The organism is Streptomyces nymphaeiformis, assembly GCF_014203895.1.
Lineage (GTDB): Bacteria > Actinomycetota > Actinomycetes > Streptomycetales > Streptomycetaceae > Streptomyces > Streptomyces nymphaeiformis.
This window is the reverse complement of record NZ_JACHJY010000002.1, coordinates 637,881-660,243: the sequence shown is the minus strand read 5'-3', so window position 1 is coordinate 660,243 and position 22,363 is coordinate 637,881. Positions and strand designations below refer to the sequence as shown.

At 70.4% G+C, this 22,363-nt stretch carries 17 protein-coding genes; 5 read left to right on the top strand and 12 right to left on the bottom strand.

Annotated elements, in window-relative coordinates; genetic code table 11:
- Positions 1–42: 42 nt before the first annotated feature.
- The 10 genes from GGE06_RS08765 to GGE06_RS08720 all read right to left on the bottom strand — a co-directional run bounded on the left by GGE06_RS08765 (position 43) and on the right by GGE06_RS08720 (position 11,140).
- Entirely contained in the window at positions 43–1,209 is a 1,167-nt protein-coding gene (locus GGE06_RS08765) for an aldose epimerase family protein (protein WP_184930452.1), read from the bottom strand.
- A 114-nt stretch (positions 1,210–1,323) separates the two neighbouring features.
- On the bottom strand, positions 1,324–2,790 hold the full coding sequence (locus GGE06_RS08760) for a non-reducing end alpha-L-arabinofuranosidase family hydrolase (protein WP_116157063.1): 1,467 nt from the start codon (positions 2,788–2,790) through the stop codon (positions 1,324–1,326).
- Complete coding sequence (locus GGE06_RS08755; RefSeq protein ID WP_184930451.1) at positions 2,790–3,578, bottom strand: cupin domain-containing protein; 789 nt, start codon at positions 3,576–3,578, stop codon at positions 2,790–2,792. Before GGE06_RS08755 ends, GGE06_RS08760 begins: the two co-directional genes overlap by 1 nt.
- On the bottom strand, positions 3,530–4,390 hold the full coding sequence (locus GGE06_RS08750) for a DUF6807 domain-containing protein (RefSeq protein WP_184930450.1): 861 nt from the start codon (positions 4,388–4,390) through the stop codon (positions 3,530–3,532). Before GGE06_RS08750 ends, GGE06_RS08755 begins: the two co-directional genes overlap by 49 nt.
- On the bottom strand, positions 4,387–5,433 hold the full coding sequence (locus GGE06_RS08745) for a Gfo/Idh/MocA family protein (RefSeq protein WP_184930449.1): 1,047 nt from the start codon (positions 5,431–5,433) through the stop codon (positions 4,387–4,389). The genes GGE06_RS08750 and GGE06_RS08745 overlap by 4 nt, the downstream gene beginning before the upstream one ends.
- A complete protein-coding gene (locus tag GGE06_RS08740; RefSeq protein WP_116157067.1) occupies positions 5,430–6,470 on the bottom strand; it encodes a glycoside hydrolase family 10 protein in 1,041 nt (346 codons plus the stop codon). Before GGE06_RS08740 ends, GGE06_RS08745 begins: the two co-directional genes overlap by 4 nt.
- 26 nt (positions 6,471–6,496) lie before the next feature.
- Positions 6,497–7,945, bottom strand: a complete 1,449-nt coding sequence (locus tag GGE06_RS08735; RefSeq protein ID WP_184930448.1) for a glycoside hydrolase family 30 protein — start codon at positions 7,943–7,945, stop codon at positions 6,497–6,499.
- 69 nt (positions 7,946–8,014) lie between these two features.
- Positions 8,015–8,845 carry a carbohydrate ABC transporter permease gene (locus tag GGE06_RS08730; protein ID WP_116157069.1) on the bottom strand — a complete coding sequence of 277 codons (831 nt, stop codon included), beginning with the start codon at positions 8,843–8,845 and terminating at the stop codon, positions 8,015–8,017.
- On the bottom strand, positions 8,842–9,843 hold the full coding sequence (locus GGE06_RS08725) for a carbohydrate ABC transporter permease (protein WP_376773514.1): 1,002 nt from the start codon (positions 9,841–9,843) through the stop codon (positions 8,842–8,844). The genes GGE06_RS08730 and GGE06_RS08725 overlap by 4 nt, the downstream gene beginning before the upstream one ends.
- Positions 9,844–9,847: 4 nt before the next feature.
- Positions 9,848–11,140 carry an extracellular solute-binding protein gene (locus GGE06_RS08720; RefSeq protein ID WP_184930447.1) on the bottom strand — a complete coding sequence of 431 codons (1,293 nt, stop codon included), beginning with the start codon at positions 11,138–11,140 and terminating at the stop codon, positions 9,848–9,850.
- 248 nt (positions 11,141–11,388) lie between these two features.
- Between GGE06_RS08720 and GGE06_RS08715 the strand changes: the two genes are divergently transcribed.
- The 4 genes from GGE06_RS08715 to GGE06_RS08700 all read left to right on the top strand — a co-directional run bounded on the left by GGE06_RS08715 (position 11,389) and on the right by GGE06_RS08700 (position 17,745).
- Positions 11,389–12,402: a LacI family DNA-binding transcriptional regulator gene (locus GGE06_RS08715; protein ID WP_116157072.1), complete on the top strand. Its 1,014-nt coding sequence runs from the start codon at positions 11,389–11,391 to the stop codon at positions 12,400–12,402.
- 9 nt (positions 12,403–12,411) lie between these two features.
- Positions 12,412–14,631 carry a glycoside hydrolase family 3 N-terminal domain-containing protein gene (locus GGE06_RS08710; protein ID WP_184930446.1) on the top strand — a complete coding sequence of 740 codons (2,220 nt, stop codon included), beginning with the start codon at positions 12,412–12,414 and terminating at the stop codon, positions 14,629–14,631.
- On the top strand, positions 14,628–16,100 hold the full coding sequence (locus GGE06_RS08705; RefSeq protein ID WP_184930445.1) for a glycoside hydrolase family 43 protein: 1,473 nt from the start codon (positions 14,628–14,630) through the stop codon (positions 16,098–16,100). Before GGE06_RS08710 ends, GGE06_RS08705 begins: the two co-directional genes overlap by 4 nt.
- Positions 16,101–16,302: 202 nt before the next feature.
- Entirely contained in the window at positions 16,303–17,745 is a 1,443-nt protein-coding gene (locus GGE06_RS08700; protein ID WP_184930444.1) for an endo-1,4-beta-xylanase, read from the top strand.
- Positions 17,746–17,975: 230 nt separating this feature from the next.
- On the opposite strand, the gene GGE06_RS08695 is transcribed toward GGE06_RS08700, so the two are convergent.
- Entirely contained in the window at positions 17,976–18,494 is a 519-nt protein-coding gene (locus GGE06_RS08695; protein ID WP_116157076.1) for a universal stress protein, read from the bottom strand.
- A gap of 4 nt (positions 18,495–18,498) precedes the next feature.
- Positions 18,499–19,758: an SLC13 family permease gene (locus GGE06_RS08690; RefSeq protein WP_184930623.1), complete on the bottom strand. Its 1,260-nt coding sequence runs from the start codon at positions 19,756–19,758 to the stop codon at positions 18,499–18,501.
- A 381-nt stretch (positions 19,759–20,139) separates the two neighbouring features.
- On the opposite strand from GGE06_RS08690, the gene GGE06_RS08685 reads away from it, so the two are divergent.
- Positions 20,140–22,287 carry a glycoside hydrolase family 9 protein gene (locus GGE06_RS08685; RefSeq protein WP_116157077.1) on the top strand — a complete coding sequence of 716 codons (2,148 nt, stop codon included), beginning with the start codon at positions 20,140–20,142 and terminating at the stop codon, positions 22,285–22,287.
- Positions 22,288–22,363 lie beyond the last annotated feature (76 nt).

Here is a 22,363-nt window from a genome sequence, read left to right as displayed (position 1 = left end):
GACGCCCCTCCACCCATCAGGGTGGAGGGGCGTCCGCGTCTATCAACGGGTGGCGAAGGAGTGGACCGTCGTCGAGCGGTAGGTCTGGCCCGGGCGGAGCACCGTCGACGGGAAGGACGGCTGGTTGGGCGAGTCGGGGAAGTGCTGGGTCTCCAGGCAGAAGCCGTCGCCCTGGCGGTAGACCTTCCCGGAGGAACCCGCGAGCGTGGCGTCGAGGAAGTTCCCGCTGTACAACTGCACTCCCGGCTCGGTGGTCGCGATCTCCATCACGCGGCCGTGGACGGGCTCGGTGACGGTCACGACATGCTGCGGGGTGTCGGTGAGTCCCTTGTCGAGCACGAAGTTGTGGTCGTAGCCGCGGCCGAAGACGAGCTGCGGGTGCGCGTCGCGGATGTCCCGGCCGATGGGCTTGCCGTGGCGGAAGTCGAAGGGGGTGTGCGCGACCGCGGCGAGTTCGCCGGTCGGGATGAGGGTGGAGCCCACGGGGGTGTAGCGGGACGCGGCGATCCTCAGGGTGTGGTCGAGGACGCTGCCACTGCCTTCGCCCGCGAGGTTGAAGTACGTGTGGTTGGTGAGGTTCACGACGGTGGCCCGGTCCGTGACGGCCTCGTAGTCGATGCGGAAGTCGCCGCGGGGCGTGAGGACGTAGTCGACCCGGACGCGCAGGGTCCCCGGGTACCCCATCTCGCCGTCGGCGCTGACGTAGCGCAGGGTGAGGCCGGTGTCCCGCCCTCGCGCGTACGGCTCGACGTCCCACACCCGCTTGTCGAAGCCCTTGTCCCCGCCGTGCAGGCTGTTCGGGTCGTCGTTGAGGGGGAGGCGGTGCGTCGTGCCGTCGAGCGTGAAGGCGCCGCCCGCGATGCGGTTGCCGTAGCGGCCGATGATCGCGCCGAAGTACGGGCTGCTCGCCACGTAGTCCTCGAGGTTGTCGAAGCCCAGCGACACGTTCGCGTACCGCCCGCGCCGGTCGGGTATGTCGAGGGCCTGGACGATGCCGCCGTACGACAGCACGCGCAGCCGGGTGCCTCCCGCGGCCACGGTCCAACGGTAAACCCGTGTGCCGTCGGGCAGGGTCCCGAACAGCTCCTTCGCCGGCCCTCCACCCCGCGGCTCCGCGCCTCCCGAGGCGAACGCCGGGGCCGTCCCCACGGCCGCTGCCGCCACTCCGGCGGCGCCCGCCGCCATCACCGTACGCCTGTTGATGGTCATGTCGTCGTGGCTCCTTGACAGAGAGAATCCGATGTTTCGTCACACATGTGAGATCGCGGCCGTGGCGGCTCGCTCGGCCGTTGGCGAGCGAGCCGCCACGCCGGTGTCAGGTCGTCAGCGCTGCAGTGTCAGCAGGCCCGGCCGGTAGGGCAGGAGGCCGTAGTCGACGCCGTCGGAGCTGGGGCTGCGCCCCTGGTAGAGGAATTGCAGATGGCAGGGATCGACGGTCATGGTCTGGTCGGCGCCGGCGCGGATCAGTTCGCCGTGGCTGATGTCGTTGGTCCAGGTGGCGCCGCTGTTGGCCTTGCCGGCGAAGGGGGTGCTCTCCGTCGCGGCCTGGGGTGTCCACGAGCCGTTCAGGCTGGTGGCCGTGAACGAGCGGAAGTACCGGCCCTGCGAGCCGATCGCCTCGACGATCATGAGGTAGCGGTCCTGGCCCTTGAGCTTGTAGACCTGCGGGGCTTCGAACAGGTTGTTCGTCGTGTCACTCATGATCACTGTCGAGGTCGTGCCGAAGCTGCCCGGGAAGTTCCCGATCGGCATGCCGGCCCGGTAGATCTTTCCGTTGTCACCGGCGAAGAACAGGTACATGTTCGTCCCGTCAGCGATGAGCGTCTGGTCGATGGGGCCTGTTCCGGAGTTGGCGATGGTTCCGGAGAAGAGCTCCTTCGGCGACGACCAGCCGTTCGGGTCGGTGGGATCGTTCGACGTCCGGTAGGAGAAGGAGGTCCCACCCCACTGGTAGGCGAGCACCCAGATGTTCTTCGGCGCGAAGTAGAAGAGCGTGGGCGCGACGGCGGAACTCGACATCGCGTTCTGACCCGCCGAGGCCATCTCCGACCAGTTGGTGAACGGGCTGAAGCCCATCGAGCCCCAATTCGTCCCGGTGTCGTGCGTCGTCGCGTAGACGAGCTGCTTGCCGTTGTAGGGGACGACGGTGAAGTCCTTGAGCGAGACCCACCCCGACCTGGGCTGCGCCAGCGCGCCCGTCGAGGTCCAGCGGTAGGTCGACGGAAGATCGCACGTGCCGGGGTTGCCGGCGCCGACCTGGACGAGCTGCCACTGCTGGTTGCTGCCGCCCCAGTCGTCGTACTGGACGATGTTCGCGCCGTCGGCGGTGGAGCCGCCCTGCACTTCGAGGGCCTTGTTGCTGTGGCGCGCGATCAGCCTCACGTAGCCACCCGCGCTGTCGGCGAGCCGCCACTGCTGGTTGGTGGCGTTCAGGTCGGTCCACTGGACGATCGGGGCGCCGTTGGCGGTGGATCCGCCCTGGACGTCCAGCACCTTGCCGGAGTGGCGGGACTTGACGCGGTAGTAACCGCCGCCGGCGTCGACGAACTGCCACTGCTGCTGGTTCTGGTCGTTCCTGGTCCACTGGGTGATGCGCGCGCCGTCGTCGGTCGCCAGGTTGTAGACGTCCAGGGCCTTGCCGCTGGTGCGGTTGACCAGTACGTACCAGGCGTTGGGGTCGACGCTCGCCGCGGCGGCGGGCGGGGCACTGAGGAGAGCGGTCCCGAGCAACAAGGACGACAGGACCGCGAGTACGAGACTCAGGACCAGGGGTGGTCGGTGAAACCTCATCAGAACAGCTCCTTTGGGGGACGGGGGTGAGGTGACCCCGACGCACCGCGGATCGGCCGCGTCGGGGAGTCGGGGACGGCATAGGGGTGAAGGAGGCCGCACATGCCGAAGAGCCGGCGCTCCGGGCGCTCCAGTCGTGACACTGCGCCGTGGTCGAGGTGGGAGAGGTCTCCGGCCTTCAGCCGCTCCAGCTGGCGTCCGGTCTCTTCGGCTGCGGCCAGGGGGCCGTCGCGCCAGCGGATCTGCCAGTCGCCCAGGAGCTCGCCCTTCAGACGGTGGGCCGCGATGTGGAACTCCCGCAACCCGCCTTCGCGCAAGTCCAGGAAACCTTCCAGTGCCAGGTCGCGGCGGCGGCGCGCTGCCGCGGCCCGGTCGCCGGTCAGGGCGGCCGCCGCCTGGTAGGCGTGGGGATCGGCCAGTACGGGAGCGGGGAAGGTGAAGACGGCGTCGCCGGCCTCGGGGAGTCCGCTGTTCTGCATGAGCACCACGAGGCGCAGGCCGCCGTCGTTGACGAGGCGGTGGATCGTGCCGGGGGTGAACCAGACGACGTCGCCGGGGTGCAGCGGGGTGTCTGCGAAGCCGGAGGTGGCGAGCGTCTGGACGCTGCCCGCGCCGTCGACGACGACGTAGGCTTCGGAGCAGACGAGGTGCATGTGGGGTGTGCCGCCGCACAGCCCGTCGGCGGCCTCCCAGTCGTACACGGTCAACCCGGAGATCCCCACGCCACCGGGGAACGGGGTCACCACGGGTGTTCCGCGATATGGCGGGTCAGGCGCCCGAAGGTCCATGCACCGTCGGCCACGACGATGCGGTAGCGGCGCGACAGGGTGTCGCCCGGGGGCAGCGGCAGTTCCTTGTCGAAGGCCAGGGAGGGGTTGACGGCGGGGATGGGCTCACTGCGGACGAACCACTGGCAGGGGGCTTCCGGATCGTCCAGGAACAGGAGCGTGGAGGAACGGTCGACCTCGTCGTGCGTGCCCACGAAGGCCAGCCAGTCGCCCTTCTCCCCCATCGCGGGACCGATCACGTCGCCGCCTGCGAAGTCGCGCGGGCCGCGCCAGAAGAGGCCGGAGTAGCCGGCCAGCTCTCTGCCCTGTGTGCCCGGGCTGCCGAACGACAGGGTGGTGTCGTGGACGTTGGTCAGCGCGGTGGTGAGCTCCAGGGTCCAGGAGTCTGCCTCGACGTCGCGTGCGGTCAGCGTGCGGCGCTCGTCGATCCAGTGCTCCCCCGCCATCGTGTGCCAGGCCAGGTCCTCGGTGATGACGGCGCGACCGTGGCCCGTTTCGGCGGACACGGTGAGGCTGCGCATCGTGCCGAGGTTCGGCAGGTCCACGTAACCCTGGCCCCGCAGGTAGGTGCCGCCGCCCCAGAAGTTCTGGCCCGACACCCACGACGCCGTCATCTGGATCCCCTTGTGCCAGCGGTGGTCGTGCGGCCGGTATCCCGTGACCACGTCGCCGGCGAGCGTGCGTACGGGATGCAGGTAGGGCTTCGGCGCCTCGAAGGGGTCCATGACCGGCCGGTGCACATACCGGAAGAGGTCGATGCCGCGGGTCCGGACGATCAGCGAGTCCTCGTTCTCGAGGAGTTCGAACGTCATCGGAACGCCTCCGGGCACCCTCCGTTGAGCGCGCCGTAGAACGGGTCGGCCGTGTCGATCTCCCCGCGCCGGACCGGCAGGCCGGTGATCGCGGCCTTGTACAGGGCGGTGACCAGTTCCATCGTGGGCCTGCCGAGGTCGGGCCGGATTCCGGCCTCGTAGCCGTCCAGGAAGTCCGCGAGCTGGGCGGTGTGCGAGCTGGGCAGGTCGTCGGGCGGCTCCCACTTCACGCCGGACGACCCGGCGGTGAACGTCCAGTCCGCGTTGGAGTACCCGTACAGATGGCGCAGCTCGACCGTGGCCTCGGTGAGGTCGAACCGCAGGTAGCTCTCCTCGCGTGGGGAGAGGACGCTGTTGACGACCGTCGCGAGGGCTCCGTTCTCGAACCGGACCAGGGCCGCGGACACGTCCTCGGTCCGGACATCGCGCTCCAGACGGCCAGCCATCGCGCGTACCTCGGCCCAATCGCCGAGCACTGCGAGCATCAGGTCCATCTGATGGATGCCGTGGCCCAGCGTCGGGCCACCGCCCTCGCTCTCCCATGTGCCGCGCCAGGGCACGTCGTAGTAGGCGTCGTCGCGGTACCACGCCGTCACGCACTGCGCGACCAGCGGACGGCCCAGCGTCCCGGCCGCGATCCGGTCGCGCAGGTACCGGGCTCCCGTGCCGTACCTGTGCTGGAAGACCGCGCCCGCGGCAGCGGGCCCTTCGGCGGCTTGGATCCGGTCGAGCTCGGCCAGCGACAGGGCCACCGGCTTCTCGCACCACACCCACGCGCCCGACTCCAGGCAGGCCACCGCCTGTTCGGCGTGCAGGTACGGCGGCGTACACAGGTGCACGACGTCAGGGCTCTGCTCGTCGAGCATCGCGTGCAGGTCGGTGTAGACCGCGGGGATGCCGTGCTCGGCCGCGAACGCCTCGGAGCGCGCGGCGTCCACGTCGACGGCCGCCACGATCTCGGCCCGGTGCGCCTGTGCCCGGAGGGCGGGAACGTGGCAGATGCCGGCGATCCCGCCCGCTCCGACGATCGCCGTTCTGATCATCCGCCCAGCACCTTCCTGATCGCGTGGTACGCGGGCTTGGGCGTCAGGTTCTCGTCGTAGGGCAGCGCGGCGCCCTCGCCCGGGAAGACCGAGGGGATCCACGAGTACTTGTCCGTGTAGTCCCAGACGGTGACGCCGACGCACTTCTCGACCGCCAGGCAGGCCTTGACGTAGTCCGCGTACCAGGTGGCCTGGGTGGCGAGCTTCTCCGGAGTCGCGGGGAGGGGCATCCGGATGTCGAGTTCGGTGACCGCGACCTCGACCCCGAGGTCGGCGAAGCGCTGCATGTTCTGCCGGACGTCGGCGGGGAAGCCGTACTGGAGCGCCAGATGGCCCTGGATGCCGAAGCCCTCCACCGGGACTCCGTCGGCCTTCAGCTGCTTGATCAGGGAGTGGTAGGCGTCGCTCTTGGGGCCGATCCCGTCGACGTTGTAGTCGTTGAGGTACAGCTTGGCGTGCGGGTCGATCTCGTGGGCCCAGCGCAGGGCGTCGGCGATGTAGCCGGGGCCGAGCGTCTTGTAGAAGAGCGACTCGCGATAGGTGCCGTCCTCGTTGAAGGCCTCGTTGACGACGTCCCAGTGGATCACCCGGCCCTTGAAGTGCCGGACCTCCGTCTGGATGTGGTTCTTGAGGACGGCACGCAGTTCGTCGGCGGTCCAGCTGCGCTCGGTGAGCCAGGCGGGGAGCTGGTTGTGCCAGACGAGGGTGTGGCCGCGGACCTTCTGGTGGTGGGCCTTGGCGAAGGTCATGACCTCTTCGGCGGCGGTGAAGTCGAAGACGCCGCGCCGGGGTTCCGTGGTCTCCCACTTCATGGCGTTGCCGGGGGTGGTCTGCCCGAACTCGCTGCCGAGGAGCTTCAGGTAGGCGGCGTCGGTGAACTCGGGGTTGTCGGTGGCGGAGCCGAAGTACTTGTGGTGCTTCTTGGCCAGTTCGGCGAGCGTACGGGGACGGGGCTCGGCGGTCGCGGGCGCGGCGGCGAGGCCGGCCGCGAGGCAGACGGCGGCGGACAGGGCGATGAGATGCCGGGACACGGGCATGAATGACTCCTCGGGTGCGGGACGGTTCAGTCGAGGACGATCGTGGTCAGCGCGCGCGGGGCGAGCGTCGCCGTGAGGGTCGTACCGTGCGTGGAGACGATGTCGGCCGGGGTGATCGAGCGGGTCTCGTCGGTGACGTAGGCGTCGGGGTGCCGGTCGTGCCCGCCGCGGAGGGTGAAGGTGGCGGAGGTTTCGGTGGCGGCGGTGTTGAGGATCTCGATCACTCGGCGGCCGTCGGTGTTGCGGAAAGCCGTGATCCGCAGGGCGGAGTCGGCGTGCGCGACCGGTACGCGGACGGCGCCGGGGCGGATGAAGCGGCTGAAGGCGGCCAGCGCCCAGTACCGCTTGGACACCCGGTAGTCGTCGCCGGGGTCGGCGAGCCGGATGAGTCCTCGGGTCGCGCCGAGGGACGCGCCGGTCCAGTAGACGTAGGCGTTGGCGTTGCCGACGGTCAGGGTGTTCTGGATGTCGGCCGCGACGGTGAGGCCGTCGTAGCCGCTGCCGTCGTCCCAGTTCTCGTTCCAGGTGGAGCCGTCCGGCGACCACTCCGACATCCACACGCGCTTGTCGGTCGGCTGCGGGACGTCGGTCGGGCCGCCGTAGCGGTGACCGGTGACGGTCCGCACGGCCTTGTCGGCCGCTGGGTCCTCCTCGACGGCCTGGGTGTAGGCGACCTGTCGGTCCCAGCCGGCGGCGTCGCAGCAGACCAGCTGGGTCTTCAGTCCGGATGCGCGGACGGTCGGCCCGAGCACCTTGAGGAAGTCGACGGCCTGCTGCGGGGTGAACCGCATCGAGGCGTAGGTCGCCGTCCAGTCGGGTTCGTTGGTGAACCCCAGGTCGGTGATCCCGATGCCCTCCTGACGGTAGAACTTCGCGTACTGGACGAGGTAGTTCGCGTAGGCCTGACGCCATTCGGGCCGGAGCTCGCCGCCGTCGTTCTCGCTGCCGTTGGTCTTCATGAAGGCCGGGGCGCTCCACGCGTCGGCGAAGAACCGTTTGACTCCGTAGGCCTTGGCCTCCTTGGCGAGCCAGACCTGGCCGCCGTCCCAGCCGTCCCAGACGTACTTCGGCGTGGCGTCCGGACCGCCGGGGTCGGCCGGCAGGATCGTCGGCATGTGGTCGTAGATCCTGTCGGTCGACGACCCGATGCCCAGGCGCAGGATCGAGAGGCCCGCGCCCTTGTCCCTGCTGAGCAGCAGGTCGAGCACCTCGCGCTGTTTGGCCGGGCTGAGGCCACGCGCGCCGTGCAGCAGGTCGGCCCGTTGGAAGGCCATCGAGAAGCCGAATCCGTCGATGGGCTGGAGTTCGGTGCGGAAGTCGACGGCGACGCGTTCGGGATCGGCCGCGGGTCGCGCGGGGTCGGCCGCGGGTCGCGCGGGGTCGGCCGCGGGTCGCGCGGGGTCGGCCGCGGGTCGCGCGGGGTCGGCCGCGGGTCGCGCGGGGTCGGCCGCGGCCTGTGATGTTAGCGCTAACAAAATGGCGCATGTCAATGCGCTCAGACGTTTCACGAGGTCTCCTCGGGGATGGAGGTGGCGCGGGGCGCGTCAGCCCTTGGTGGCGCCCGCGGTGAGGCCGCCGATCAGCTGTCGTTCGGCGACGGCGTAGAAGGCGAGGGCGGGGACCATGGCGAGCACGATGTAGGCGAGGACGAGCGCGTAGTCGGTCGAGTACTGGCCCTGGAACTGCTGGACGCCGACGGGGATCGTCTGCCATTTCGGGTCGTTGAACACCAACAGCGGCAGGAAGAAGTTGTTCCAGCTCGCGACGATCGCGAGCACCGAGACCGTGCCGAGCGCCGGGCGCGCCATCGGCAGCAGGATCTTCCAGAAGAAGCGGAACTTGCCGCAGCCGTCCATGACGGCCGCCTCCTCGACCTCGGCCGGGATGGTCCGGAAGAAGCCGCGCAGGATGATGATCGTCATGGGGAGCCCGAAGGCGGCCTGCGGGAGGATCACTCCGAGCGGGTTGTCGAGCAGGTCGAAGGTGCGCAGCAGCAGGAACAGCGGCAGGACGGCCACCGCGAACGGGAACATCAGCCCGATCGTGAACAGCGTGTAGAAGAGCTCCCTGCCCCGGAAGGCGTAGCGGGCCAGCGCGTACGCCGCCATGGCGGAGGCCGCGACCGTGCAGAGGGTCGTGCCGATCGCGATGCCCGCGCTGTTGGCGATCTGCCGCCAGAACATCCCGTCGCCGAGGATGCCGGTGTAGTTGCCCGTCTTCCAGTGCGCCGGCAGCCCGAACGGATTGGTCGTCAGCTCGCTGGTGCTCTTGAATCCGGAGATCACCGCGTAGATCAGCGGTCCGGCGACGAACGCGGCGATCAGCCAGACCACGGCGTGCGTCGACAGGCCGCGTACCGCCCTGCGCGCGTTCATCGGCCACCTCCCGTGGTGACGGCCCCGCTCAGGTCACGGCGGAGCACGTAACGCTGGTAGAAGAGGGAGAAGACCAGGCTGATCATGAACAGCACCACGCTGATCGCGCTGGCGTAGCCGACCTGGTAGCGCTTGAACCCGAACTGGAACATCGAGAGCGCCATCGTCTCGGAGGAGTGGTTGGGACCGCCCGCCGTCATGACCCAGACGAGGTCGAAGAGCTGGATGGCGCCGATGACCGAAAGGAAGACGCTGATCCGGATCGTCGGTCCGAGCAGCGGCAGCGTCACGTACCGGAAGCGCTGCCAGGCGCCGGCGCCGTCGATGGAGGCGGCATCGAGGATCTCGCGCGGGATGCCCTGCAGCCCGGCGAGGAAGAGCATCATGTGGAAGCCGAAGTACTTCCAGGTCATGACCAGGAACAGGGTCGGCATGACCGTCGAGGGTTCGGCGAGCCACTTGCCCTGCAGCCCCTCCAGGCCCAGGGCGCCGACGAGGTGGTCGGCCACGCCGTCGCCGGGGAGGAAGATCATGGTGAAGAGGACCGCCGTGACCACCCCGGACAGGATGTACGGCGCGAAGAACAGCATCCGGTAGACGGCCCGGCCGCGCAGCTTCTGGTTGAGCAGTACGGCGGTGAACAGCGCGAAGGGCAACTGCACCGTGATCGACAGGACGATCAGGTACAGTCCGCGCCCCATGTCGCCGAGGAAGACCTGATCGGCGAACAGCTTCGTGTAGTTCTCGAAGCCGACGAAGTCGTCCATGGGGCCGATCCCGCCCCACTTGAAGAAGCCGGTGCGAACGGCGACGGCGATCGGGGCGAGGACGAAGACCAGGAAGAGGACCAGAGCCGGGACGAGGAACCAGGCGACCGACGCCCAGCTTGCAAGACCGCGCAGGAGCGACCGGGCCGTGGCGGGCGGGCGGACCGGCACGACGTTCTCCGTCCGCTCCTCGGCCGGGCCCTTGACCGGGCCCTTGGTCGGGGTGGCCACGGAGCTAGGCACCCTTCGCAGCCTCGGTGATCGACCGGGTGACCTGCTCGGGCGTCTTCTTGCCCGCGATGAGGTCGGCGACGCTGTCGTTGACCTCCTGGCCGACCGCCGGCGGATAGGCCTGGTCGAGGAAGAGCTGGAAACCCGTCGCCTTGACCAGGCTGTCGGCCACCACCTTCTTGTTGGCGTCGGTGAGCTGTCGCTCCGCACCCTTGACCACCGGCAGGTAACCGTTGGAGGCCAGCAGCTTGGACTCGTTCTCCAGAACGAAGAACTTCAGGAAGTCCAGCGCCTCCTTCGGGGCGCCCTTGCGCAGCGCGAAGCCACCGCCGCCGCCGAACACCTCGGTGGCCCGGCCGACGCCGCCGTCGACCGTCGGGAAGGGGAAGAAGCCCAGGTCCGCTCCGAGGTCGGCGCCCGCGTCCTTCTGCACCGACGGTCCCCACTGCCCCATCAGCTCCATGGCGGCCTTGCCGTTGCCCATGGTCGCGGCCTGGCCGCCGGGGGTGGCGTAGCCGGCGCCGAGGAAGCCGGCCTGGAACGGCTGGAGGTCGACCAGCTCCTTGAGGTGGGCACCGGCCTGGACGAAACCGGCGCCGGTGAAGTCCTTGCCGGTCGCGGCCTGTTGCAGCGCGGGGAGGCCCGCGACGCGCATCGCGAGGTAGGCCCAGTAGTAGTGGCCCGGCCATTTCTCCTTGCCCGCGAGGGCGATCGGAGTGACGCCCGCCGCCTTGAGCTTCCTGACCACGTCGAGGAACTCGGCCCAGGTGGCCGGCGGCTCGGTGACCCCGGCCTTGGCGAAGAGCTTCTTGTTGTACCAGAAGCCGACCATGCCGATGTCGTAGGGGACCCCGTAGGTCCGACCTCCGATCTGATAGGCCTGCAGCGACACCGGAGTGAGGTCGGACGCCCAGCCGAGCGCGTCGGTGAGGTCCTCGACGAGACCCGCGTCGACCTGCTGCTGCAGCACGCCCCCGCCCCAGGTCTGGAAGACGTCGGGGAGCTTTCCGGACGAGATGGTGGCGGTCAGCTTGGACTTGAACGCCTCGTTCTCCAACGAGGTCGTCTCGATCCCGATGTTCGGGTGAGCGGCCGTGAACGCCGAGGCTATCTGCGGGAAGAGGGACTTGCCCGGTTCCGTCGTGGCGATGTTCCACCACTCGAAGGTCACCTTGCCGTCGGCCGCCGGCTTGCCGCCGGAGCCGCCACCGCCGCAGGCCGCGACCAGCGGGACGGACAGCGCGGTCAGGGCCGAGAGGGCCAGGAAGCTTCGTCGGCTCGGGAGAGTGCTGGCCATGGGACCTCCGGGGTGAGGGATGCCGATGCGAGCTCGAAAACTTTTCGTAACTTTCTCGAATTCTGCGCTGCCACAAACTAGGAACGCGTGGCTTCCCGGTCAAGACCCGCCACCGAACTTCCCAAAGACATCTGCCGGTTACAGGGTTGACAAGCAGGTCACACGACCGGAAACTCTTTCGAAAAGTTTGCGGTACTTGTCGCCGGACGGAGATCGCCGGACGAAGACGTCCGCGCAGAGGAGATGAGTTGAGCGAGCAGCGTCCGACCCTGGCCGTCATCGCCGCGGCGGCAGGAGTCTCCCAGGCCACCGTGTCCAAGGTGATCAACGGTCGCTCCGATGTCGCACCCGCGACGCGCGAACGGATCGAGACCCTGCTGCGGTCCCACAACTACCTCCAGCCCGGCCGACAGCGCAGGGCCCGCAGGTCGGGCCTGGTCGACCTGATCATCGGCGGTCTGGACAGCGCGTGGGCGGTGGAGATACTGCGTGGCGTCGAGGCCGAGTGCGCCCAGCGGAGCGTCGGCACCGTCGTGTCACTCGTCCCCCCGGGCGAGGCCACTCCGTCGAGCTGGGCCGAACTGCCGGTCCTGCACCACAGCGACGGCGTCATCCTCGTCACCGCCTCGGTCACCCAGGCCCAGCGCGCCCAGGTCGAACGAGCCGGGGTGGCACTGGTCGTCATCGACCCGATCGACCTGCCGGGCAACGGCGTGCCGAGCATCGGAGCGACCAACTGGGCGGGCGGCCTCGCCGCCACCGAGCATTTGCTGGAGCTGGGGCACCGCCGGATCGCCACGATCGGCGGACGCAAGGAGATGCTCTGCAGCCAGGCCCGCATCGACGGGTACCGGGCCGCCCTGGAGCGGGCCGGGATCGAGGTCGACCGCGACCTGATCCGGTTCGGCGACTTCCAGCACGAGGGCGGGTTCCGGTGCGCGCAGGAACTGCTCGCCCTCCCCGAGCCGCCGACGGCCGTCTTCGCCGGTAGCGACCAGCAGGCGATGGGCGTCTACGAAGCCGCCCGGCAGAGCGGACTGAGCATCCCGCAGGACCTCAGCGTGGTCGGCTTCGACGACCTGCCGATGGGCGAATGGCTGTCACCTCCACTGACGACGGTACGTCAGCCGCTGGAGGAGATGGGCCGGCTCGCCGCCCGCGCACTGTTCCTGCTTCTGGAAGACCAACCCCTGGTCAGCCCCCGGATGGAGCTCGCGACCGAACTCAAGGTCCGGCTCTCCACCGCCCCGCCTCGCCTCTAGGAGAACCCCTTGACCGAGCCCTGGCACGACCCCCTCCTGCCCGCGTCCGAGCGAGTCGCCGATCTGCTGGGACGGATGACGCTGGAGGAGAAGGCGGGGCAGCTCGCCGGCTTCTGGGCGCTGCCCTCGGATCCGGGGGCACCCGTCGCGCCGATGGAGGACGATTCCGGCGAGCCCGCGCCCGGCCTCGACGACATCGTCGCCCACGGGCTCGGCCAGCTCACCCGGGTGTACGGCACCGCGCCGATCACCGCGGAAGCCGGGATGGAGCGGCTCGGCTCGCTCCAGCGGCAGGTGACCGGCTCCGGCCGGTTCGGGATCCCGGCGGTCGCTCACGAGGAGTGCCTGACCGGGTTCATGACGTTCGGCGCGACCGTCTTCCCCGGGCCGCTCGCCTGGGGGGCGTCCTTCGACCCCGACCTGGTGCGCCGGATGGCCGCCGCCATCGGCACGGGGATGCGGCGGGTCGGCGTCCACCAGGGGCTGGCTCCGGTCCTCGACGTGGTCCGCGACTACCGGTGGGGCAGGACCGAGGAGTGCATCGGCGAGGACCCCTATCTCGTCGGAGCGATCGGCACCGCGTACGTGCAGGGCTTGGAAGGCGCCGGGATCGTGGCGACGCTCAAGCACTTCGCCGGGTATTCGGCCTCGCGCGGCGGCCGCAACATGGCCCCCGTCGCCTCGGGGCCGCGCGAGTTCGCCGACGTGCTGGTCGAACCCTTCGTACGGGCACTGCGCGAGGGGGGCGCCCGGTCGGTGATGAACAGCTACACCGACGTGGACGGCGTCCCGGTCGCCGCCGACGAACGGCTGCTGACCGAACTCCTCAGGGGCGAACTCGGTTTCAGCGGTGTGGTCGTCGCCGACTACTACGCCGTCTCCTTCCTGGAGACCCGTCACGGCGTCACCGGATCGCGGGGCGCGGCCGGCGCGCTGGCGCTGACCGCCGGAATCGACGTCGAGCTGCCCACGGCCCGCTGCTACGGCGAGCCGCTGACCGAACTCGTGCGGGCGGGAACCGTACGCGAGGAGCTCATCGACCGGGCCGCGGAGCGGGTCCTGCTGCAGAAGGCCGAGCTCGGCCTGCTCGACCCCGGCTGGGAACCCGTCAAACCCGAGCCGGTCGATCTCGACCCGCCGGAGAACCGCGCCCTGGCCAGGCTCCTGGCCGAACGGTCCACCGTACTGCTCGCGAACGACGGCATCCTGCCGCTGCGGCCGTGCCGGGTCGCGATCAGCGGGCCGTACGCCGACGACCCGCAGTCCTTCCTCGGCTGCTACTCCTTCCCCAATCACATCGCGCTGCCCGGCGACCTCGGGCTCGAGATCCCGACACTCGGCGAGGCGCTCACCGCTGCCGGGTTCACGGTCACCGCGGACGATCCGGACGTGAACGTGCTGGTGCTCGGAGACCGGGCCGGCATGTTCGGCCGGGGCACCTCCGGAGAGGGCTGCGACGCCGAGACCCTCGACCTGCCCGGCGACCAGGCCGCGCTCGCCTCCGCCGTTCTGGAGTCCGGGGTGCCGACCGTCCTGGTCCTCGTCTCCGGACGACCGTACGCGCTCGGCACGCTGGCCGAGCGCGCGGCGGCCGTGGTGCAGGCGTTCTTCCCCGGCGAGGAGGGAGGGACGGCGCTCGCCAGGATCATCAGCGGGGCCGCGGAACCGTCCGGGCGGCTGCCCGTCTCCATCCCCCGGCAGGCCGGCGGCCAGCCCGGCACCTACCTGCACTCCAGGCTCGGCGGGCACACCGACTGGAGCTCGGTGGACCCGACCCCGCTGTTCCCCTTCGGACACGGGCTGAGCTGGACCAGCTTCACCTACTCGGAGCTCTCGGTGGATCCCGTCGCCGCGACGGACGGAGCCGTCTCCGTGGCGGTCACCGTACGCAACGTCGGCGAGGTGCCCGGGACCGAGGTGGTCCAGCTGTACCTGTCGGACCCCGAGGCGTCCGTCGTCCGGCCGCACCGGTGGCTCGCCGGATTCGGAAGGGTCGAGCTGCGACCGGGCGCGGCCGCCCGGATCACCTTCTCCGTCCATGCCGACCGGACCTCCTTCACCGGGATCGACCTGCGGAGAAGAGTGGAGCCAGGGGAGATCGGCGTGGCCGTCGGACGGTCCAGCGTCGATCTTCCGCTCCAGGGCTCCTTCACTCTGCACGGCCCCGTACGCCACCCGGCGGCCGACCGTGTGCTGTCCGTGCCGGTCGAGATCGTGGAGGTTCCATGACCGCGTCGTTCGGTGATCCCGTGCTGCCCGGGTTCCGGCCCGACCCGTCCGTCTGCCGAGTGGGAGCGGACTACTACCTGGTGACGTCCAGCTTCGAATGGTTCCCGGGCCTTCCCGTGTTCCACAGCCGCGATCTGGTGAACTGGCGGCGCATCGGCTCCGCGCTCGACCGGGCGTCTCAGCTCGACCTCGAGGGGTGCGAGCCCTCCCGGGGCCTGTTCGCACCGACGATCCGGCACCACGACGGGGTCTTCCATCTCGTCTGCACGCTGATGGACGGCCCCGGTCATTTCGTCGTCACGGCGACCGACCCGGCGGGGCCGTGGTCGGAACCGCACTGGCTGGAGGGCGAGGGCTTCGACCCGTCGCTCTTCTTCGACGACGGGCCGGATGACGGCGACGGCGACGGCGACGGCGACGGCGACGGCCGAGCCTGGTTCACCGCCGCCCGCGTGGTGGACGAGGCCGCCGGCCACACCGAGATATGGATGCGCGAATATCTTCCCCACGAGCGCCGGCTCACGGGACCCGAGTACGTCCTGTGGCGGGGAAGCCACGAAGGCGCCCGCTGGTCGGAGGCCCCGCACCTCTACAAGATCGGCGGCACCTATCTCCTGCTCACCGCCGAGGGCGGCACCGATGTGGACCACAGCGTGGTGGCCGCCCGCGCGAACCGCGTGACCGGCCCCTACGAGGGCGCCCCCGGCAACCCGGTGCTACCACCGGCCGAGGGCCCGGTCACCTGCACGGGACACGCCGACCTCGTCCACACCCCGAACGGCGAGTGGCGGGCCGTCCTCCTGGGCGTCCGCCCCGGCTCCGCCATCGGCCGCGAGACGTTCCTCAGCCGGGTCACCTGGGACGCCGACTGGCCGGTCTTCTCCCCCGTCGTCCACACCGGCCTTCGCCGCCCCCTCCACGACGACTTCGCCACCCTCTCCGCCGACTGGAGCACCCTGCGCACCCCACGCGCGCGGTTCTGGACCACCGGCGACGGGCTCCGTCTCCAACTGTCCCCCGAACGCCTCGGCGATCACACCACCGCATCCCTCCTGGCCCGGCCCCAGGAACAGCCCGACTGCGACGTCTCCACCGAACTGCATTTCGCTCCCGCCTCACCGGACGAAGAGGCAGGCCTCGCCGTAGTCGTCGACGACGACACCCATCTCCTCTTCCTTCGCACCGCGGAAGGACTCAGCCTCCGCCGCGGGCCCGAGGTCCTGGCCGGCATTTCCCTTCCCCCGGGTCCCGTTCGCCTGGGGGTCCGCATCCGCGGTTTCAGCCACACCTTCGCTCACGCGGCACCCGACGGTGCCTGGCAGGACCTGGCCACCGTCGAAGCCACCTTCCTCAGACCTCTGTTCACCAGCGTCCAGCTCGGCCTGTACGCCACCTCCAACGGCCGCCCCTCCACCCACCAGGCCCACTTCACGTGGTTCGACATCACGTACCCGGCACCCATGCACTGACGCCGAATTTCCACGAAATACTTTCGAAGGGAGATTATCGAAATCTCTTCGAAACTGTTGACATGTTTCTGCCGGATTTCCACACTGAGTTCCGAGGTTCCGGTGGTCGGCGTCCTTTATCAAGGGACGCGACCAGCCGCCGCAGCGGTTTCATTCTGCCGCGCGCCGATTCTTCCCTGATTTCCGCCCTGGAGGCTCAGCCATGCGCTTAAACGCCATTCCCCCGACCACCGTCCGCCGGAAGATCGGCGGCCTCTGTACGGCCCTGGTCGGCGGCGTCCTCGTTCCGGCCGCCGTGCTGGTGGCACCGCTGACCGCACACGCCGCCGAGAGCACGCTCGGCGGCGCGGCGGCCCAGAGCGGCCGCTACTTCGGAACCGCCATCGCCTCGGGCCGGCTCAACGACTCGACGTACACGACGATCGCGGGCCGCGAGTTCAACTCGGTGACACCCGAGAACGAGATGAAGATCGACGCCACCGAACCCCAGCAGGGCCGGTTCGACTTCACCGCCGGCGACCGCGTCTACAACTGGGCGGTGCAGAACGGCAAGCAGGTGCGTGGCCACACCCTGGCGTGGCACTCCCAGCAGCCGGGCTGGATGCAGAGCCTCAGCGGCAGCGCGCTGCGCCAGGCGATGACCAACCACATCAACGGCGTGATGGCCCACTACAAGGGCAAGATCGCCCAGTGGGACGTGGTGAACGAGGCCTTCGCCGACGGCAGTTCGGGAGCCCGGCGCGACTCCAACCTGCAGCGCACCGGCAACGACTGGATCGAGGTCGCCTTCCGCACCGCGCGCGCCGCCGACCCGGCCGCCAAGCTCTGCTACAACGACTACAACGTCGAGAACTGGACCTGGGCCAAGACCCAGGCCGTGTACGCGATGGTCCGGGACTTCAAGCAGCGCGGCGTGCCGATCGACTGCGTCGGCTTCCAGTCGCACTTCAACAGCGACAGCCCGTACAACAGCGACTTCCGCACCACCCTGCAGAGCTTCGCCGCCCTCGGCGTCGATGTGGCCGTCACCGAACTCGACATCCAGGGCGCCTCGGCCACGACCTACGCCAACGTGACCAACGACTGCCTGGCCGTCCCGCGCTGCCTCGGCGTCACGGTCTGGGGCGTGCGCGACACCGACTCCTGGCGAGCGGATCAGACGCCGCTGCTGTTCAACGGCGACGGCAGCAAGAAGCCCGCGTACACCTCCGTCCTCAACGCACTCAACGCCGCCTCCCCCACCACCCCTCCGACCCCCTCGCCCGGTTCCGGACCGATCAAGGGCGTCGCTTCGGGCCGCTGCCTGGACGTGCCCGGCGCCGCCACCGTCGACGGCACCCAGCTCGACCTGTGGGACTGCAACAACCGCACCAACCAGCAGTGGACCTACACCGCCGCAGGCGAGCTCAGGGTCTACGGCGACAAGTGCCTGGACGCGGCCGGCACCGGCAACGGCGCCAAGGTCCAGATCTACAGCTGCTGGGGCGGCGACAACCAGAAGTGGCGCCTGAACTCCGACGGCACCATCGTCGGCGTCCAGTCCGGCCTCTGCCTCGACGCCGCCGCCGGCGGCACCGCCAACGGCACCCTGATCCAGCTCTACTCCTGCTGGAACGGCGGCAACCAGCGCTGGACCCGCACCTGACACCTTGCGGGATCGCGTTCGTCGCGATGGCCCTGCCGTACCAGCGGGCACCGGCCTTCGGGGTTCGCATCCGGGTGGTGTGGTCGACGTGGACGGCGCCGAAGCGCGAAGGCGGCGCCGTTCTCGGTGATCGCCACGGGGAGGCCGCGATCCGGGAGCGTACGGGCGCGGCCGCTCTCTGGGCGGCGGCAGGCCGGACGCCGGCGTCGAGGAGTTCGTCGACGAGCCGGCTACAGAAGATGCGGGGGAGGGGGCGGCATGGTGGGCAGTCCTGGCGGCGGTTCGGGCCACACGAGCAGCACCGGACAGGGGGCGTGGTCGACGACGAAGCGTGCGGCGGGGCCGAGGCTGTGCGGTCCGAGGTGGGTGCGGTCGCCGTCCCTGGCCAGGATCAGCAGGTCGCTGCCCTCGACCGCGGCGACGACCTCGCGCTCGATGCGGCCGGTGCGTTCGGTACGCGTGCAGGGGCGGTCCAGGCGGTCGGCGGCGTCCTGGAGCAGCTGCCGCGCGGAGGTGGCGGCGAGGTGTTCCAGGCGCGTGCCGGGGTCCCTCCCCCAGCCTTCGGCCGGGCGGTGCCCCGCGGGGTGGCCGCGGCCGAGGAGTCCGGCGAAGGCGCCGTGCGCGGCGCCCGGGACGTCGGCGGGGGTGACGTGCAGGAGGACGACGTCGGCGTCCGCCGGGGTGTGCGCGCGGGCGGCGTCCACGCAGGCGCGCCACGTGCCTTCGACGATCCAGACGACCACGGCCATGGGTTCAGCCTCCTCCGATGACGGTCAGCGAGAGCCACAGTGCCAGTACGGCGGCGGCCAGGCTCGTGGGTACGGCGTACACGCCGAGCCGGGTGAACTCCTTCAGCTCCACCTCACCGTCGTGGGCGTGGACGATACGCCGCCACAGCAAGGTGGCCAGCGAGCCGGCGTAGGTGAGGTTGGGGCCGATGTTCACCCCGAGCAGGACGGCGAGGACGGCGCCGGGCCCCGAGGGGGCGGTCAACGGCAGGAGCACCAGGACCGCGGGCAGGTTGTTGATGACGTTCGCGAGGACGGCGGCCAGTCCGGCCAGGGCGAGAAGTTCCGGCAGGCCGGTGCCGTCGGGGATCAGGTGTCCCAGGGCGTCGTCGAGACCGTTGTCCACCACTGCCAGGACCACGATCCCGAGGGCCAGGACGAAGGCGAGGAAGGGCACGGAGGCGGCGCGGACCAGCGCACGGGGACTGGTGCGGCGGCGGATGAGGGCCCGTACGGCGAGGGCGAGTGCCCCTGCCAGGGCGGCCCACGCCGGGTCGACGCCGACCACCGAGGTCAGCACGAAGCCTGCGAGCGTGCATCCCACGGTCACCAGGGCGAACAGCGGCAGCGGCGGCGGTTCGACGACGGCGGGGGCCTGCGCTCCCGCGTCCAGGTCGGTGGCGAAGAAGCGCCGGAAGACCAGGTACTCGACAGCGATCGCGGCTGCCCACGGCAGGGCCATCAGGGCGGCGAACCGGGTGAAGCTGAGCCCGCTGGCCGCGAAGGCGAGGAGGTTGGTGAGGTTGGAGACGGGCAGCAGCAGGGAGGCCGTGTTCGACAGGTGGGTGCAGGCGTACACATGGGGCTTCGGACGGGCGCCGATACGGGCCGCGGTGGCGAAGACCACCGGGGTCAGGAGCACGACCGTGGCGTCCAGGCTGAGCACGGCGGTGATCGCCGATGCCGCCAGGAACACCTGGACGAGCAGCCGGCGCGGCCGGCCCGCCGCCGTACGCGCCATCCACGCCCCGCAGGCCTGGAACAGCCCCTCGTCGTCGCAGAGCTGAGCCAGCACCAGTACGGCCGCCAGGAAGCCGATCACCGGCCCGAGCCGTTCCGCCTCGGCCAGGGCGTCGTCGAGGGAGATGGCCCCGGTGACGACCACCAGGACCGCGGCCGGGACGGCCACGACCGCCTCCGGCCACCCGAAGGGGCGGATGACCGCACAGGCCAGCACGAGGACGAGCAGGGCCGCGGACAGGGTCTCCGCGAGCTGGGGGTTCAGAATCGGGTCCTTCCGTCGCGGCGGTCGACCGCCTGCACCATTGCACCGAACGCTACCCGCACGAGCGTCGCGTCCCGTGGACCGGCCAGGCGGTCGACTTCGCGCCACCGCGTCGACCCCGTTGACGGTGTAAGTGCGCCTCACTAATCTGCGCTCAGATCTCCGCCCCCTCGACCGGTGCTCGATTCTCCATCGCTTGGGAGCGCTCCCACCATCAGGGAGGCAAAGAGGAAATCGTTGACATGCCCACTTCATTCGGGCAAGTCCTCCGGCGGCGTCCTGGTCGGCCGGAGGAGACCGTCTCCGCCTTCCCGGCAGACGGGCCTGCTCACGCAGACCGACCCACTCGCTGATTCCCCCGACGACACACAGGAGCCGCACATGCCACCCTCTCGCTCGTTACGTCTCCCCACCGCCCTGCTGGCGGGCGCCCTCCTCCTGGGCGGTCTCGCGTCCGTACCGGCCGCCGCGGACGTCCCCGCCGCCACGGCGGCGACCACGGCCGTACGCGTCAACCAGGTCGGCTACCTGCCCGACGGACCCAAGCGCGCCACCGTCGTCACCACGGCGACGCAGGCGCTCTCCTGGCAGCTGCGGAACGCGTCCGGCACGTTGGTCGCCTCCGGATCGACCGTCCCGCGCGGCGCGGACACCCCCTCCGGGCAGTCCGTCCAGGTGGCCGACTTCTCCTCGTACCGGAGCACGGGCCCGGGATACGTCCTGTCCGTGGACGGCAACAGCAGCGCACCCTTCGACATCCGCGCGGACCTCTACGACACCTTGCGTTCCGACTCGATGGCGTTCTTCCACCACCAGCGCAGCGGCATCGCGATCGACGCCTCCCTGGTGGGTCCCGCCTACGCACGCCCGGCCGGACACCTCGGCGTCGCGCCCAACCAGGGCGACACGTCCGTACCGTGCCAGGCCACCGTGTGCGACTACACGCAGGACGTCAGGGGTGGCTGGTACGACGCGGGCGACCACGGCAAGTACGTGGTCAACGGCGGCATCTCCACCTGGCTGGTCGTCAGCTCCTTCGAGCGGGCCAAGCGGGCCGGCAGGGATGCCGCGCTGGGCGACTCGACCCTGCGCGTCCCCGAACGCGGCAACGGAACACCCGACGTCCTCGACGAGGCGCGGTGGGAGCTCGACTTCCTGATGCGCATGCAGGTGCCCGAAGGAAGGCCGTACGCGGGCATGGCCTTCCACAAGGTCCACGACGCGGCCTGGACCGGCATGCCGCTGCGTCCCGACCAGGACGCGCAGCCCCGCGAGCTGCACCGGCCGTCCACGGCGGCGACCCTCAACCTCGCGGCGGCCGCCGCTCAGTGCGCCCGGGTCTTCCGCCCGTACGACTCCGCGTACGCCGACCGGTGCCTGTCGGCCGCCCGCCGGGCCTGGACCGCGGCCCAGGCCAACCCCGCCCTGTACGCGTCGGCTTCGGACAGCACGGGCGGCGGAGCCTACGAGGACACGCGGGTCACCGACGAGTTCTACTGGGCAGCCGCCGAGCTGTACGCGACGACCGGCGAGAGCGCCTACCGGGACGCGGTCACCTCCTCGTCCTGGCACACCTCTGCCGACGCGTTCAGCCCGTACGGCTTCGGCTGGGCGGACACGGCGGCGCTCGGCCGGCTCGTCCTGGCCACCGTCCCCAACGGCCTGCCCGCGTCCGACCTGGTCCGGATCAGGTCCTCGGTGACCACGGCCGCCGACGGCTATCTGTCCAGGATGGCCGCCCAGGGCTACGCCGTGCCCGTCCCGGCGGACGGATACTTCTGGGGCTCGAACGGCGAGGTCGCCAACGACGCGATCGTCATGGCCGTCGCCGGTGAGCTGACGGGCGACGGGCGCTACCGCGCCGGCGCGCTGGAGACCATGGACTACCTGCTCGGCCGCAACGCCCTCGGCATGTCGTACGTGACCGGCCACGGCGAGAGGTCCTCACAGAACCAGCACCACCGCTTCTGGGCCCACCAGTTGGACGCCTCCCTGCCCCACCCGCCGGCCGGGTCGCTCGCGGGCGGTCCCGACAGCGCGCTCCAGGACCCGGTCGCGCAGGAGAAACTGACCGGCTGCGCGCCCGCCGCCTGCTACGTCGACGACATCGGCTCGTACTCGACCAACGAGGTGGCGATCAACTGGAACGCCCCCCTGGCCTGGCTCGCCGCCTACGCCGCCGAACGAACCTCCACCGGCGGCGAACCGCCCACCGCCGCCTGCGCGGTGACGTACACGGTGAACAACGTCTGGAACACCGGCTTCACCGCGACCGTCACCGTCAAGAACACCGGCCCGACGGCCGTGGACGGCTGGCAGCTGGCCTGGGCCTACCCGGGCGGCCAGCGCGTCACGAGCGCCTGGAACGCCACCGTCACCCAGAACGGCACCACCGTCAGCGCCCGCGACGCCGACTGGAACCGGGCGATCGCCCCCGGTGCGACCGCGAACTTCGGAGTACAGGGCACCCACACAGGTGCGAATCCCTCCCCCACGGCCTTCACGCTCAACGGGAGCGCCTGCGCCTGAACCACGGCCGGCCGGGACCGGGCGGACGCTTCCCGCCCGGTCCCGGCGGCGCCGCGCACCCAGCCGGAACCCCACC

Excerpts from the sequence above, each read along its gene's own strand:
- GGE06_RS08740 (WP_116157067.1), bottom strand. The coding sequence starts at position 6,470 with ATGCCCGTGTCCCGGCATCTCATCGCCCTGTCCGCCGCCGTCTGCCTC.
- GGE06_RS08705 (WP_184930445.1), top strand. The coding sequence starts at position 14,628 with ATGACCGCGTCGTTCGGTGATCCCGTGCTGCCCGGGTTCCGGCCCGAC.
- GGE06_RS08755 (WP_184930451.1), bottom strand. The coding sequence starts at position 3,578 with ATGGACCTTCGGGCGCCTGACCCGCCATATCGCGGAACACCCGTGGTG.
- GGE06_RS08750 (WP_184930450.1), bottom strand. The coding sequence starts at position 4,390 with ATGACGTTCGAACTCCTCGAGAACGAGGACTCGCTGATCGTCCGGACC.
- GGE06_RS08685 (WP_116157077.1), top strand. The coding sequence starts at position 20,140 with ATGCCACCCTCTCGCTCGTTACGTCTCCCCACCGCCCTGCTGGCGGGC.
- GGE06_RS08695 (WP_116157076.1), bottom strand. The coding sequence starts at position 18,494 with ATGGCCGTGGTCGTCTGGATCGTCGAAGGCACGTGGCGCGCCTGCGTG.
- GGE06_RS08745 (WP_184930449.1), bottom strand. The coding sequence starts at position 5,433 with ATGATCAGAACGGCGATCGTCGGAGCGGGCGGGATCGCCGGCATCTGC.
- GGE06_RS08730 (WP_116157069.1), bottom strand. The coding sequence starts at position 8,845 with ATGAACGCGCGCAGGGCGGTACGCGGCCTGTCGACGCACGCCGTGGTC.
- GGE06_RS08760 (WP_116157063.1), bottom strand. The coding sequence starts at position 2,790 with ATGAGGTTTCACCGACCACCCCTGGTCCTGAGTCTCGTACTCGCGGTC.
- GGE06_RS08700 (WP_184930444.1), top strand. The coding sequence starts at position 16,303 with ATGCGCTTAAACGCCATTCCCCCGACCACCGTCCGCCGGAAGATCGGC.
- GGE06_RS08720 (WP_184930447.1), bottom strand. The coding sequence starts at position 11,140 with ATGGCCAGCACTCTCCCGAGCCGACGAAGCTTCCTGGCCCTCTCGGCC.
- GGE06_RS08765 (WP_184930452.1), bottom strand. The coding sequence starts at position 1,209 with ATGACCATCAACAGGCGTACGGTGATGGCGGCGGGCGCCGCCGGAGTG.